The organism is Vibrio sp. AND4 (assembly GCF_000171815.1).
Taxonomy (GTDB): domain Bacteria; phylum Pseudomonadota; class Gammaproteobacteria; order Enterobacterales; family Vibrionaceae; genus Vibrio.
Map to the genome: position 1 here is coordinate 66,178 of NZ_ABGR01000009.1, position 14,478 is coordinate 80,655.

At 46.2% G+C, this 14,478-nt stretch carries 16 protein-coding genes; 15 read left to right on the forward strand and 1 reads right to left on the reverse strand.

Annotation, left to right across the window (positions count from 1 at the left end; translation table 11 throughout):
- Nucleotides 1-6 precede the first annotated feature (6 nt).
- The gene (gene secF / locus AND4_RS11425; protein WP_009843124.1) at nucleotides 7-954 is read left to right on the forward strand and encodes a protein translocase subunit SecF; all 948 of its coding nucleotides are present in this window, start codon (nucleotides 7-9) and stop codon (nucleotides 952-954) included.
- A gap of 189 nt (nucleotides 955-1,143) precedes the next feature.
- On the opposite strand, the gene suhB is transcribed toward secF, so the two are convergent.
- Nucleotides 1,144-1,947, reverse strand: a complete 804-nt coding sequence (gene suhB, locus AND4_RS11430) for an inositol-1-monophosphatase (RefSeq protein WP_009843125.1) — start codon at nucleotides 1,945-1,947, stop codon at nucleotides 1,144-1,146.
- Nucleotides 1,948-2,176: 229 nt separating this feature from the next.
- On the opposite strand from suhB, the gene trmJ reads away from it, so the two are divergent.
- From trmJ to ispG, 14 genes are all read left to right on the forward strand, one after another.
- A complete protein-coding gene (gene trmJ / locus AND4_RS11435; RefSeq protein WP_009843126.1) occupies nucleotides 2,177-2,896 on the forward strand; it encodes a tRNA (cytosine(32)/uridine(32)-2'-O)-methyltransferase TrmJ in 720 nt (239 codons plus the stop codon).
- A 121-nt stretch (nucleotides 2,897-3,017) separates the two neighbouring features.
- Nucleotides 3,018-3,524: a Fe-S cluster assembly transcriptional regulator IscR gene (gene iscR / locus AND4_RS11440; protein ID WP_009843127.1), complete on the forward strand. Its 507-nt coding sequence runs from the start codon at nucleotides 3,018-3,020 to the stop codon at nucleotides 3,522-3,524.
- A gap of 28 nt (nucleotides 3,525-3,552) precedes the next feature.
- Nucleotides 3,553-4,767, forward strand: coding sequence for an IscS subfamily cysteine desulfurase (locus AND4_RS11445; protein WP_009843128.1), 1,215 nt, complete (start codon nucleotides 3,553-3,555; stop codon nucleotides 4,765-4,767).
- 37 nt (nucleotides 4,768-4,804) lie between these two features.
- Nucleotides 4,805-5,188 (forward strand): Fe-S cluster assembly scaffold IscU, encoded by a 384-nt coding sequence (iscU, locus tag AND4_RS11450; RefSeq protein WP_005424883.1) that lies wholly within the window; start codon nucleotides 4,805-4,807, stop codon nucleotides 5,186-5,188.
- Nucleotides 5,189-5,261: 73 nt separating this feature from the next.
- Nucleotides 5,262-5,585, forward strand: a complete 324-nt coding sequence (gene iscA / locus AND4_RS11455; RefSeq protein WP_005424893.1) for an iron-sulfur cluster assembly protein IscA — start codon at nucleotides 5,262-5,264, stop codon at nucleotides 5,583-5,585.
- A 55-nt stretch (nucleotides 5,586-5,640) separates the two neighbouring features.
- Nucleotides 5,641-6,156 (forward strand): co-chaperone HscB, encoded by a 516-nt coding sequence (gene hscB, locus AND4_RS11460; protein WP_009843129.1) that lies wholly within the window; start codon nucleotides 5,641-5,643, stop codon nucleotides 6,154-6,156.
- A 21-nt stretch (nucleotides 6,157-6,177) separates the two neighbouring features.
- Complete coding sequence (hscA, locus tag AND4_RS11465) at nucleotides 6,178-8,031, forward strand: Fe-S protein assembly chaperone HscA (RefSeq protein ID WP_009843130.1); 1,854 nt, start codon at nucleotides 6,178-6,180, stop codon at nucleotides 8,029-8,031.
- A 13-nt stretch (nucleotides 8,032-8,044) separates the two neighbouring features.
- Complete coding sequence (gene fdx / locus AND4_RS11470; RefSeq protein ID WP_009843131.1) at nucleotides 8,045-8,383, forward strand: ISC system 2Fe-2S type ferredoxin; 339 nt, start codon at nucleotides 8,045-8,047, stop codon at nucleotides 8,381-8,383.
- Between the two features lie 44 nt (nucleotides 8,384-8,427).
- Nucleotides 8,428-8,622: a Fe-S cluster assembly protein IscX gene (gene iscX, locus AND4_RS11475; protein WP_009843132.1), complete on the forward strand. Its 195-nt coding sequence runs from the start codon at nucleotides 8,428-8,430 to the stop codon at nucleotides 8,620-8,622.
- A gap of 170 nt (nucleotides 8,623-8,792) precedes the next feature.
- Complete coding sequence (gene pepB, locus AND4_RS11480; RefSeq protein WP_009843133.1) at nucleotides 8,793-10,091, forward strand: aminopeptidase PepB; 1,299 nt, start codon at nucleotides 8,793-8,795, stop codon at nucleotides 10,089-10,091.
- Nucleotides 10,092-10,207: 116 nt separating this feature from the next.
- Complete coding sequence (gene ndk, locus AND4_RS11485; RefSeq protein ID WP_009843134.1) at nucleotides 10,208-10,633, forward strand: nucleoside-diphosphate kinase; 426 nt, start codon at nucleotides 10,208-10,210, stop codon at nucleotides 10,631-10,633.
- Between the two features lie 209 nt (nucleotides 10,634-10,842).
- Nucleotides 10,843-11,970, forward strand: a complete 1,128-nt coding sequence (locus AND4_RS11490; RefSeq protein ID WP_009843135.1) for a bifunctional tRNA (adenosine(37)-C2)-methyltransferase TrmG/ribosomal RNA large subunit methyltransferase RlmN — start codon at nucleotides 10,843-10,845, stop codon at nucleotides 11,968-11,970.
- Nucleotides 11,971-12,386: 416 nt separating this feature from the next.
- Nucleotides 12,387-13,340 carry a cytoskeleton protein RodZ gene (gene rodZ / locus AND4_RS11495; protein ID WP_009843136.1) on the forward strand — a complete coding sequence of 318 codons (954 nt, stop codon included), beginning with the start codon at nucleotides 12,387-12,389 and terminating at the stop codon, nucleotides 13,338-13,340.
- Between the two features lie 5 nt (nucleotides 13,341-13,345).
- Nucleotides 13,346-14,464: a flavodoxin-dependent (E)-4-hydroxy-3-methylbut-2-enyl-diphosphate synthase gene (gene ispG, locus AND4_RS11500; RefSeq protein ID WP_009843137.1), complete on the forward strand. Its 1,119-nt coding sequence runs from the start codon at nucleotides 13,346-13,348 to the stop codon at nucleotides 14,462-14,464.
- Nucleotides 14,465-14,478: the final 14 nt, after the last annotated feature.

Consider the following 14,478-nt stretch of genomic DNA (forward strand, 5'->3'; position numbering starts at 1 on the left):
ATTAATATGTTTCAGATTCTAAAAGCAGAAAAAACGATCGGCTTTATGCGTTGGTCGAAAGTCGCGTTCGCGTTCTCTATCTTCATGATCGCTGCTTCTATCTTCACATTATCAACCAAGTGGTTGAACTGGGGCCTAGACTTTACTGGTGGCACACTTATCGAGGTTGGTTTTGAACAACCAGCAAACCTTGAGAATATTCGTGCGGCGTTAGATTCAAAAGGTTTCGGTGATGCGACCGTACAAAACTTCGGAAGTGCTCGTGAAGTGATGGTTCGCCTTCGTCCACGCGATGATATGTCTGGCGAAACGCTGGGTAACCAAATCATCGGTGCGATTAAAGAAGGTACGGGTGAAAGCGTAGAAATGCGCCGTATCGAATTTGTCGGTCCAAATGTGGGGGATGAATTAACGGAAGCGGGTGGTCTGGCGATTCTTGCATCGCTAATCTGTATCCTGCTTTACGTATCGATGCGATTTGAATGGCGTTTGGCAGCAGGTGCGGTTCTTGCGCTAGCACACGATATCATCATTACGTTGGGGGTCTTCTCATTTTTACAAATTGAAGTCGACCTCACTATCGTCGCAGCGCTGCTCACGGTCGTCGGTTACTCGCTTAATGATACCATCGTTGTATTCGACCGGATTCGTGAAAACTTCCGTAAGATGCGTAAGGGTGAGCCTTCAGACATTATGGATGCTTCAATTACTCAAACATTGAGTCGTACTTTGATTACATCCGGTACAACCTTGTTCGTAGTTATTGCTCTGTTCATGCAGGGTGGGGCGATGATTCACGGTTTTGCAACTGCCCTTTTACTGGGTATCACTGTAGGTACTTACTCTTCTATCTATGTAGCATCAGCTCTTGCTCTCAAACTGGGTATCCAGAAAGAGCACTTGATGCCACCTCAAGTAGAAAAAGAAGGCGCAGAGTTCGACGAGATGCCATAAGGCATGTTGAGAATCGAAAACAAAAACCGCTGAGCAGTCAGCGGTTTTTTTATGCCAGACCAATCTTGAGACCCAATCAACCTTGCTACTGACCAACCTCAAAAGTCGCCCGGTGAGGAATTTTAGACACAAAAAAGCCCCGCTCAGTAAGCAGGGCTATTCAAAAGGGGCAAGTATGACTTGGACGTCTTACTTTTGCATCGCCTCATTGCCGTTTTCGCGAATGTGCTTAAGGATAGATTTCACACCACGATTGCTAGAAGCAACGATATTACCAGACTTCATGTATTCAGTACCGCCAGCAAAGTCAGTTAGGATTGCGCCTGCTTCACGTGCAATAAGCTCACTTGCAGCCATTTCCCAAGGTTTTAGGCCTAGTTCTAAGTAACCATCTACACGGCCAGCAGCCACGTAACATAGGTCAAGAGCTGGGCAGCCTGTACGACGGAAGTCAGCACATTCAGTGAAAAGAGCACCGATGATCTTGATGTAAGATTCAGAATGTTGCTTCTGTTTGAATGGGAAACCAGTCGCTAGAACAGTACCATGTAGGTCTTTCAGTTGACTCACACGGATACGTGCGTTGTTGAGCTGAGCGCCAGCACCACGTTGTGCTGTGAATAGATCATTTTGCAATGGATCATAGACACAAGCCACTTCAGTTTTGCCTTTGAAGCGTACTGCGATAGATACTGCGAAGTGCGGGTAGCCTTTTACGAAATTATTCGTGCCATCCAGTGGGTCGATGATCCATTGTACGTCTTTATCTCTACCTTCGATAAGACCAGCTTCCTCAGCAACGATACAGTGATCCGGGTAAGACTGCTTGATAGTATCGATGATGATAGATTCAGCTTCTTTGTCTACGTTAGTCGTAAAGTTATTCGTGCCTTTTAGCGTAGATTCAACTTTATCTTTGTTTTCTGCTGATTTAGCAATGTGATTGCCTGCCTTTCGCGCAGCGCGAATAGCAATGTTTAGCATTGGATGCATACGAGTTTCCCAACGGATGTTAAAGAACAATTTAAAGCGGCGGCGAGTATACCAGAGTCAATGGAAAAAGGAAGTGGTTATTTTTTGCGCGTTAGTGAGGCTTGGCGATAGTTTTATGCATAAATAGGCAGACAAGTGATGAGAATACAAATAGAAATCTGCTTCGCTCTAGGGTGTGTTAGAAAGTTATGATAATATCTCGCGGTTTTCATTCAGGTAGCAAACACAGATGTTGGATCAAGTAAAAATCGTACTCGTCGGAACTTCTCATTCAGGCAACATTGGCTCGGCTGCAAGAGCGATGAAAGTCATGGGTCTAAGCCAACTTGTATTGGTTGAGCCGCAGTGTGAAGTTGATGACCAAACCCTTGCTCTTGCTGCTGGTGCGGGCGATATTGCTCAAAACGCAACCGTCGTAAGCACGCTTGAGGAGGCCATCGCAGATTGTGGTCTTGTTGTCGGATCCAGTGCACGTTCACGTACACTCGAATGGCCAATGCTCGAGCCACGTGAATGTGGTGAGAAGTTTGCCGTGGAAGGCCAAAAACACCCCGTTGCATTAGTCTTTGGCCGTGAAAGAACGGGCTTAACCAACGACGAATTGCAGAAGTGTCATTACCACGTTTGCATACCGGCAAACCCTGAATACAGTTCACTTAATCTAGCCATGGCTGTGCAAACATTGAGCTATGAAGTTCGTGTCGCGCACCTTAATCTAGAGCAAAGTCAATACGCGCCAAATGCTGTTGAAGAATACCCGCGCCATAAAGAACTCGAAATGTTCTTTGAGCACCTTGAAAAGGTACTGGTTGACACCCAATTTATCAACAAAGAACAGCCGGGCCAGGTGATGAACAAACTACGTCGCTTATATTCCCGTGCACGACCAGAAACTCAAGAGTTGAATATTTTGCGTGGTGTGCTTTCGGCAATAGAAAAGAAGCGCTGAATAATAACCGCTTTAGATGTGTGGATGAATACCTGACTAAAACAGTCAAATAAATACTTGACCATTTTAGTCGGGTATGAAAAAATTCTAATCATTACAAACCATGTGGATACGGTGTGGAATGAAACTTACATCTAAAGGACGATATGCAGTGACAGCCATGCTGGATGTGGCACTGCACTCGCAACAAAACCCAGTCCCTCTTGCTGATATTTCAGAGCGTCAGGGTATTTCGCTGTCTTATTTAGAGCAGCTTTTCTCAAAATTGCGTAAAGCAGGCCTAGTAGCCAGCGTTCGTGGTCCTGGTGGTGGTTACCGACTCGGCGCAGATGCGCACAGTATTGCTATTGGCACTGTGATTGCCGCGGTTGATGAGTCAATAGACGCAACCAAATGCCAAGGTAAAGGTGATTGCCAAGGCGGCATTCGTTGTTTAACTCACACGTTGTGGCGTGACCTGAGTTCTCGTATTAGCGACTTCTTGAATAACATTACGCTCGGTGAGCTAATGACAGACAATGAAGTCTTAGAAATTTCTGATCGTCAGGACATTGATCTGGCGGTCGCTCATGGGCTTTCAAACAAAAATACAACCGCCGCGCCCATCGGTGTAAACGTCCGCTCTTAGCGGTCTGCATTTTACATTGGAGTAGAGAATGAAACTGCCGATTTATCTTGATTATTCCGCTACATGTCCAGTCGATCCTCGTGTTGCTGAAAAAATGGTTCAGTACATGACAATGGATGGCACATTTGGCAACCCAGCTTCACGTTCGCACCGTTACGGCTGGCAGGCAGAAGAAGCGGTAGATACTGCTCGTGAGCAAATTGCTGACCTTTTAAATGCAGATCCTCGCGAAATCGTATTTACATCTGGTGCGACAGAGTCTGACAACCTTGCTATCAAAGGCGCAGCACATTTTTACGCTAAGAAAGGTAAACACGTAATCACGTGTAAAACGGAACACAAAGCCGTTCTAGATCCATGTCGCCAACTAGAACGCGAAGGCTTTGAAGTCACTTACCTACAGCCTGAATCAAATGGCCTGATTGACTTAGACAAGCTCCAAGCAGCAATGCGTGAAGATACGGTTCTAGTTTCAATCATGCATGTAAACAACGAAATTGGTGTTATCCAAGACATCGCTGGCATCGGCGAGCTTTGTCGTGCACGTAAGATTGTATTCCACGTTGATGCGGCGCAGTCAGTAGGCAAATTGCCAATCGACGTTCAAGAATTAAAAGTGGATCTTATCTCATTTTCTGCCCACAAAGCATACGGTCCTAAGGGTATTGGTGCCCTTTACGTGCGTCGTAAGCCTCGTATCCGCCTTGAAGCGCAGATGCACGGTGGCGGGCATGAACGTGGTTTCCGCTCGGGCACACTGCCGACTCACCAAATCGTGGGTATGGGTGAAGCGTTCCGTCTAGCGAAAGAGGACATGCAAAAAGATTACGAGCACGCACTCGCGCTTCGTAATCGTCTTCTGGATGGTGTGAAAGACCTAGAAGCTGTAACCGTGAATGGCGACTTAGAACAGCGCGTTCCCCACAACCTAAACGTGAGTTTCGCGTTTGTCGAAGGTGAATCGCTGCTAATGTCACTGAAAGACCTAGCCGTTTCGTCTGGTAGTGCTTGTACCTCAGCCAGTTTAGAGCCATCTTATGTGCTTCGTGCACTAGGCTTAGACGACGAACTAGCGCACAGTTCGGTACGTTTTTCATTTGGTCGTTTTACGACTGAAGCAGAAATTGATTACGCAATTGAACAAATCCGCGTTGCAGTGACTAAGCTACGCGACATGTCTCCTCTATGGGATATGTACAAGGAAGGGGTTGATCTGAGCACGGTAGAATGGGCTCACCATTAATCTCACGGACTGAATAGAGGATTCGAGGTAATTTATTATGGCATATAGCGAAAAAGTAATTGATCACTACGAGAACCCACGTAATGTTGGTTCGTTTGATAAAGAAGATCCATCGGTAGGCAGCGGTATGGTCGGTGCTCCAGCTTGTGGTGACGTAATGAAGCTTCAAATCAAGGTGACGCCAGAAGGCATCATTGAAGATGCGAAGTTCAAAACATACGGTTGTGGTAGTGCAATTGCATCAAGCTCACTAGTAACTGAGTGGGTAAAAGGCAAGTCTATCGACGAAGCGGCATCCATCAAAAACTCTGAGATTGCAGAAGAGCTAGAACTTCCACCGGTGAAAGTGCACTGCTCAATCCTTGCGGAAGATGCTATCAAAGCTGCCGTAGCAGACTACAAGAAAAAACATCAGGAATAACCGTTCCTCATAATAGTGGGGGCCTTTAAGCGCTCCCATTCCAAAACGTAATTTAGATAGACTAAGGTGCAGTATGGCCATCACAATGACAGAATCAGCGGCAAGTCGCGTAAAAGCATTCCTAGATAACCGAGGTAAAGGCATCGGTTTGCGTCTTGGAGTGAAGACGACAGGCTGTTCCGGCATGGCTTATGTACTTGAGTTTGTTGATGATCTAAACGAAGAAGACGAAGTTTTTGAACTGTCCGACGTGAAAATCATTATTGACAAGAAAAGCCTAGTTTACCTGGATGGTACTGAGCTGGATTACGTTAAGGAAGGGTTGAACGAAGGTTTTGAATTCAACAACCCCAATGCGAAAAGTGAATGCGGTTGTGGTGAAAGCTTCAACGTCTAATTGACAGTCCTTCTGGGCAATCGAGTCCAGAAGGTTTTACTAGGACCCGATCTTAATGAATCACTTTGAATTATTTGGGCTACCAAGTCAGTTTCAGCTGGATGGTAGCCTTCTTTCTTCTCAGTTCCGAGAACTGCAAAAGCGCTTCCACCCAGATAACTTTGCTACAGCTTCTGAACGTGATCGTCTTATGGCGGTACAAAAAGCAGCACAAATCAACGACGCGTATCAAATTCTTAAACATCCGATCTCCCGTGCTGAATATATTTTGGCAGAAAACGGAACAGAAATTCGTGGTGAGCAACAAACCATGCAAGATCCGATGTTTCTAATGGAGCAAATGGAGTTACGCGAAGAACTGGAAGAGATTGCTGACTGCTCTGATCCTGAATCAGCGCTTTTTGACTTCGACGCCAAGGTCAGCAAAATGTACAAACAGCATTTGGCGAGTGTAGAACAAGAGCTTGACCAAGGTCTTTGGCCAGCTGCCGCAGACCGAGTTCGCAAGCTCAAATTTATTGCCAAGCTAAAGAACGAAATTGAACTGGTTGAAGACAAACTCCTCAGCTAGTTAGCGCGACAAGGACCCATCATGGCACTACTTCAAATCGCAGAACCGGGCCAAAGCTCGGCGCCTCATGAGCATAAGTTAGCAGCGGGTATTGACTTAGGTACCACCAACTCTTTGGTTGCCTCTGTTCGAAGCGGCGACGCAAAAACACTCACAGACGATCAAGGCCGCAGCATATTGCCTTCAGTAGTAAACTACGCACAAGAGACGGCGTTAGTTGGTTACGAGGCAAAAGCGAAAGCGGAGCAAGAACCACAAAACACCATTATTTCGGTAAAACGTTTGATTGGTCGTTCATTAAAAGACATTCAAGCTCGCTATCCATCTTTGCCTTACCAGTTTAACCAAAGCGACAACGGTCTGCCTATTCTGCAAACCGCTCAAGGTAACAAGAACCCGATTGAAGTGTCAGCAGACATCCTTAAAGCACTCGGTAAACGTGCAGAGGAGACGCTAGGTGGTGAGTTAGCTGGTGTGGTTATTACTGTCCCAGCTTATTTTGACGACGCTCAACGTGCAGGTACAAAAGATGCGGCGAAATTGGCTGGTCTTCATGTACTCCGCTTGCTGAATGAACCAACAGCAGCTGCGATTGCTTACGGATTAGACTCTGGTCAGGAAGGTGTGATTGCGGTTTACGATTTAGGTGGCGGTACATTCGACATCTCTATTCTACGCTTGTCGAAAGGTGTTTTTGAAGTATTAGCGACAGGTGGCGATTCTGCGTTAGGTGGTGATGATTTTGACCACCTATTAGCGGGTTACCTCATGGAGCAGGCAGGCTTAGAAGCGCCGCTTTCTGCTGAGAAAAACCGTGTGTTACTGAACATTGCTACGGCGACGAAGATTGCTTTCTCTGAGCAAGACAGCGTTGACGTTGATGTATTTGGCTGGAAAGGTTCAGTGACTCGTGAACAGTTCGAGGATCTGATTCGTCCGTTAGTGAAGAAAACCCTAATGTCTTGTCGCCGAGCGTTAAAAGATGCTGGCGTGGAGACTGAAGAGGTATTTGAAGCGGTGATGGTCGGTGGCTCAACACGCACAAGGCTTGTGCGCGAAATGGTCGGCGAATTCTTCGGTCGTACCCCACTAACCAGTATTAATCCGGATGAAGTCGTCGCCATTGGCGCTGGTATCCAGGCAGACATCTTAGCGGGTAATAAACCTGATTCGGAAATGTTGCTGCTTGACGTAATTCCATTGTCTCTTGGTATTGAAACCATGGGTGGCTTGGTTGAGAAAATCATTCCACGTAACACCACGATTCCTGTCGCTCGAGCACAAGAATTTACCACGTTCAAAGATGGTCAAACAGCAATGAGCGTGCACACCGTACAAGGTGAGCGTGAAATGGTGGATGACTGTCGTTCATTAGCGCGTTTCTCATTAAAAGGAATCCCTCCGATGGCGGCGGGTGCTGCGCACATTCGCGTAACTTACCAAGTGGACGCCGATGGCCTACTGTCTGTGACTGCGATGGAAAAGAGCACGGGTGCGCAAGCTGAGATCCAAGTCAAACCTTCTTACGGTCTAAGCGATGATGAAGTAGCGAATATGCTGCGCGATTCGATGGCTTTCGCGAAAGAGGACATGCAGGCTCGAGCCTTGGCCGAACAGCGTGTCGAAGCGGATCGTGTCATTGAGGGTTTGATCGCAGCGATGCAAGCTGATGGCGATGAGCTGTTATCAGACCAAGAGAAACAGAACCTATTAAAAGTAATTGAAGCGCTGATTGAACTACGCAGTGGCGATGATGCGAATGCTATCGAGCAAGGCATCAAAGACACCGACAAAGCAAGCCAAGACTTTGCGTCGCGCCGTATGGATAAATCAATTCGAGCTGCGCTTTCCGGTCAGTCAGTTAACGATATATAAGAGATAAGTATTTATGCCTAAGATTATTGTATTACCACACGAAGATTTGTGCCCAGAAGGTGCGGTGTTGGAAGCAAACGCTGGTGACTCCGTTCTAGATGTGGCGCTAAAAAATGGCATTGGTATCGAGCATGCATGTGAGAAGTCATGCGCATGTACGACTTGCCATGTGATCATTCGTGAAGGCTTTGATTCGCTAGAAGAAAGTGAAGAGCTGGAAGATGACATGCTCGATAAAGCATGGGGATTAGAGCCTGAATCTCGTCTCGGCTGTCAGGCAAGAATTGCAGATGAAGACTTGGTTGTTGAGATCCCAAAATACACGTTAAACCACGCGTCGGAAGATCACTAATACTATCCTCCTAATGTATGGGCGAAGAAAAAGGAAGACGAGAAATGAAATGGACCGATTCACGCGATATCGCGATTGAGCTTTGTGACAAGTTTCCCGACTTAGATCCTAAAACTGTACGTTTTACCGATCTTCATCAATGGATCATGGAATTGGATGGTTTTGACGACGAGCCAAACCATAGTAATGAAAAGATTCTAGAAGCGGTTATCTTATGTTGGATGGATGAGGCAGACTAACGTTTGTTTCGGCAGCAAAACGCCGTAGGGTTAACAGTTCTCACTGAAAAAAGCGGACCATTAGGTCCGTTTTTTATCAAGTTGACATTTTTACCCTACATAATGCTAACATCCGGTAGTTATTAAAAAGAATAGGCGTAGGCGACGCCGTTAAAAGACAAGGAGAAACCATGTCTACACAGATGTCTGTATTTCTAAGCCAAGAGCCAGCAGCACCACACTGGGGTGATAATGCACTGCTTTCGTTCGCTGAGAGAGGCGCAACCATTCACCTAAGTGAATGTCATGATCTTAGTGCAATTCAGCGTGCAGCGCGTCAACTCGATGGCCAAGGAATTCGTTCAATTTTACTGGCTGGTGATAATTGGGCGTTGGAAAGCGTTTGGGCATTCCACCAAGGTTACCGCAATCCGAAAAAACACGGCACCCTAGAGTGGAGTGGGCTTTCTGAACAAGACCAAGCTGAGCTACAGGCTCGCATTATCTCTACGAATTTTACCTGCGACATCATCAATAAAACCGCAGAAGAAGTCGCACCGCGACAGCTAGCGACCATGGCCGCTGAATTCATCAAATCTATCGCGCCACAAGGCACAGTAACGGCTCGTATCGTTAAAGATAAAGATTTGCTGTCAGAGGGTTGGGAAGGTATTTATGCGGTAGGCCGCGGCTCTGAACGCACATCGGCAATGCTACAACTAGATTACAACCCAACGGGTGATGAAAACGCCCCTGTTTTTGCGTGTTTAGTAGGGAAAGGCATCACATTTGATTCAGGCGGTTACAGTTTGAAGGCGTCAAACTTTATGACGGCAATGAAAGCGGATATGGGCGGCTCAGGTACGATTACTGGTGGTCTTGGCCTTGCCATTCTTCGTGGCCTGAACAAACGTGTGAAGCTGATCCTTTGCTGTGCAGAGAACATGGTTTCTGGCCGTGCTCTGAAACTTGGCGATATTATCACTTACAAAAATGGTATGACGGTTGAGATCATGAACACTGACGCAGAGGGCCGTCTGGTCCTTGCTGATGGTCTTATCTACGCAAGTGAGCAAAAACCTGAGTTAATCATTGATTGCGCAACCCTTACAGGCGCAGCAAAGAATGCGTTAGGTAACGACTACCACGCACTGATGAGCTTTGATGATGAGCTTTCTCATCAGGCACTGACAGCGGCAAGCCAAGAGAAAGAGGGCTTGTGGCCACTGCCTCTTGCTGACTTCCACCGTGGTATGTTGCCATCAAACTTTGCAGACCTATCTAACATCAGTTCTGGTGATTACTCGCCTGGCGCAAGCACCGCTGCGGCATTCTTGTCTTACTTTGTTGAAGATTACAACAAAGGTTGGTTGCATTTTGACTGTGCAGGTACGTACCGCAAGTCCGCCTCTGATAAGTGGGCTGCTGGCGCAACGGGGATGGGGGTTCGCACTCTTGCTCGTTTCCTGAATGAGCAAGCCGCAAAATAAGACTTATATCAGTGCAGCCTCACGTTTGTACTGGTATAACTGAGAAAGATGTGAGTCACGCATAAAAACGACTATTACAACTGCAACCACAATTACAATTACAAAGAGGAAACTTTATGGCTTTAGAAAGAACGTTTTCAATTGTTAAGCCTGACGCTGTAGAACGTAATCTGATTGGTGAAATTTATCATCGCATCGAAAAAGCGAATCTACGTATTGTCGCGGCAAAAATGGTTCATCTGACAGAAGAACAGGCGAGCGGCTTTTACGCAGAACATGAAGGCAAACCTTTTTTCCCTGCATTGAAAGAGTTCATGACATCTGGCCCAATCATGGTTCAGGTTCTTGAAGGTGAAGACGCTATCGCGCGTTACCGTGAGCTAATGGGCAAAACTAACCCAGAAGAAGCAGCATGTGGCACCATACGTGCAGATTACGCTTTGAGTATGCGTCACAACTCTGTGCATGGCTCAGACAGCCCTGAATCAGCGGCTCGTGAAATTGAGTTTTTCTTCCCTGAATCAGAGATTTGTCCTCGTTAATTTTGTGCTCGCTTGATCGCTAAGCCTCGAGTTTTTTCGGGGCTTTTTATTATCTGACATTTAGAAAGTACGGGTGATAAAATTGGGTGAAATTTAATCAGTGTAATTTTAATGCCTTAGCGAACTCAGGGCTTTACAACCCTTGTTGTGGCTGCATAAAGGCTGTACAATTCGCGCCCTTATTCTTGTTTCAGTCATTGAGAGGCAACATGACTACTGAAAAAATCAATCTACTCGACTTTGATCGCAAAGGCATGCGTCAATTTTTCGCGGAAGAGCTTGGCGAAAAATCGTTCCGTGCGGATCAGGTTATGAAGTGGATCTACCATTTCGGTGTTGATGACTTCGACAATATGACGAATATCAACAAGAAGTTACGTGAAAAGCTGCAGTACAAGTGTGAAATAAAAGCGCCAACCGTAGCGGAAGCTCAGCACTCTTCAGACGGCACGATAAAGTGGGCGATGAAGGTCGGTGATCAAGACGTAGAAACGGTTTATATCCCTGAAGATGACCGCGCTACCTTGTGTGTATCTTCTCAGGTTGGTTGTGCGTTGGAGTGTAAATTCTGTTCAACGGCTCAACAAGGCTTCAACCGCAACCTAAAAGTATCTGAAATCATTGGTCAGGTATGGCGCGCTGCGCGTGAAATCGGTTTGCAGAAAGAAACAGGCCGTCGTCCAATTACTAATGTAGTGATGATGGGAATGGGTGAGCCACTTCTTAACATGAAGAACCTTATTCCTGCTCTTGAAATCATGCTAGATGATCTGGGTTTTGGTCTTTCTAAGCGTCGCGTTACCGTTTCAACGTCTGGTGTGGTCTCTGGTCTGGATCAGATGACAGGTAAAATTGATGTTGCCCTAGCAATCTCTCTACACGCACCAAACGACGAGCTACGTAGTCAGATCATGCCAATCAACGATCGTTGGGACATCCAAGATTTCCTAGCATCAGTTCGTCGTTATATAGCGTCTTCCAATGCCAACCGTGGTAAGGTCACTGTAGAGTATGTTTTACTGGATCATATTAATGATGATATGGACCATGCTCGTGAACTTGCGGAGCTAATGAAAGATACGCCATGTAAGATCAACCTGATTCCATTTAACCCGTACCCAGGTTCTCCTTACAAAAAACCAAGTAACTCGCGCATTGACCGTTTCCAGAAAACATTGATGCAATACGAACACACAGTAACGGTTCGTAAAACGCGCGGTGATGATATCGATGCGGCTTGCGGCCAGCTAGTCGGTGACGTTATAGACCGCACGAAGCGCACAGCGGCTTTAAAAGCGGCGCGCGGAGCAGAAACCATCGACGTAAAAGCGGTGTAATCTGCAAGAACAGAGAGATAGCCAGAGCCTCATGCTCTGGCTCTTTCATTTATTGGAGGTGAGATATCACCTGACACTGACCAGCGTATCGATAATTGTTTTGCGTTATTGTGTCAATTTTTGGACAAAAGCTTGCTCAATCTGTTAATTTGAGAGCAAAGAGTTTTTGTCTTCATAAAACATTCGCTTATCATGGTATGCGAAAGACAGCGATGACACTGACTATCCTCAGTATTTTTCCAATACGCTTTGCTAAATCGGAGCAAAACGAGCATTCTCACTCTGATTACTGAGAATTTCTAAAATATTATTTTGGTTAACGCGTTCTGGCTAGCTATCTTTAAGTGAGGCCTAATTACAACGAAAATGAAAATAAACAACTGCGTTAGCCACAAAACAGGTTAAATACCGCCATTATGACAGAACACGAAAATACGAATGAAGTGCCCCTCGAGATAGAGGCAGGCACGTTACTTAAAAATAAACGCGAATCTTTAGGCATGACTCAGAAGCACGTTGCTGATCGTCTGAGACTTCGCGTTTCTGTAGTTGAGGACATCGAACAAAACCGACTGGAAGAGCAGCTAGTTTCAACGTTCACGCGTGGTTACCTGCGTTCGTATGCCAAGCTTGTCGGTCTTGATGAAAAGATAGTCTTGGCTGCATTAGAGCAGGCGTCTGGCGTGCGCGCTAAACCGCAAGAAGCAGAAATGCAGAGCTTCTCGCGTAAGACGAAAGACGAGAAACACAATAGCCGCATCATGTTACTTACTTGGGTTATTGCTATCGTGATCACTGGTATTTCGGGTGCATGGTGGTGGCAGAACCAACAAGAAAATAGTCTTGCTCAGTTCAGTGAGCAAACTACAGAAACAGAACAAATGGCTGACGATGCCGAAATCGATAAAATGAGTGCTGATGAGCTCATCGCAAGTACTCCAGCTGAAATAGCACCAGTAGCGGCAGTCACTGCTGCCGATACCACAATAAATGCACAAGCTGAAGTGACTGAGCCAGTGATGGCTGAGGCCAAAGAAGAAGTGACTGCGCAAGTGATCCAAAAACCAAATGCAGTTGTTGAAGCAGTGCAAGAGATAGAAGAACCTGCTGCTCCAGTTGTGCCAGAGGGCATGACGCGGCTGACCATGAAATTCAAGGCGGATTGCTGGATTCAAGTCAAAGATGTGAACGGCAAAACGTTAGTAAGCGGTACTCGTAAGCCGGGGCAAGACGTAGAACTTGCCGGCAAAGCACCGTTTAAAGTGATATTAGGCGCACCTGAAGGCGTTACAATGACATTTGCAAGTGAACCTGTCGACCTTTCTGGGTATACTTCAGGCAAAGTAGCTAGATTCACCATACCGTTATAAATATTATGCAACACGAATCTCCGATTATTCGTCGTAAATCGACGCGCATTTATGTGGGTGATGTGCCCGTTGGCGACGGTGCTCCAATTGCCGTACAGTCAATGACAAACACTCGCACGACTGATGTGGAAGCCACAGTCGCACAAATCCGAGCATTAGAAAAAGTGGGTGCAGACATAGTACGTGTTTCTGTTCCTACCATGGATGCGGCGGAAGCCTTTAAACTCATAAAACAACAAGTATCAGTGCCGTTAGTTGCGGATATTCACTTTGACTACCGTATTGCATTGAAAGTAGCGGAGTACGGCGTTGACTGTTTACGCATTAACCCTGGCAACATAGGTAACGAAGAGCGTATTCGTTCGGTCGTAGACTGTGCTCGTGACAAAAACATCCCCATCCGTATTGGTGTCAATGGTGGTTCTTTGGAAAAAGATCTGCAGATGAAATACGGAGAGCCAACGGCAGAGGCATTAGTGGAGTCGGCAATGCGTCACGTGGATCATCTAGACCGTCTTAACTTTGACCAATTCAAAGTCAGTGTGAAAGCGTCAGATGTGTTCCTAGCGGTGGATTCATACCGTTTATTGGCAAAACAAATTGACCAACCGTTACACCTTGGTATCACCGAGGCGGGCGGTGCTCGCGCTGGTGCAGTGAAATCCTCTGTTGGACTTGGCATGCTGTTGGCTGAAGGTATCGGTGATACGCTACGCATCTCATTGGCTGCCGATCCGGTAGAAGAGATCAAAGTTGGCTTTGATATTCTTAAATCCCTGCGTATTCGCTCTCGTGGCATTAACTTTATTGCTTGTCCGAGCTGTTCACGTCAGGAATTCGATGTGATTAACACCGTAAACGCACTAGAAGAGCGGCTAGAAGATATTATTACGCCTATGGATGTGTCTATCATCGGCTGTGTGGTCAACGGTCCAGGTGAAGCTGAGGTTTCACACCTTGGGCTAGCAGGCAGTAATAAGAAGAGCGCATTTTACGAAGACGGCAAACGTCAGAAAGAGCGTTTCGACAACGATGATCTAGTCAACCAACTAGAAGTAAAAATCCGTGCGAAAGCGTCTGTATTAGACCAAGCTAACCGCATCGATATCAAACAAGAAGATTAATCTCATAGCTTGAG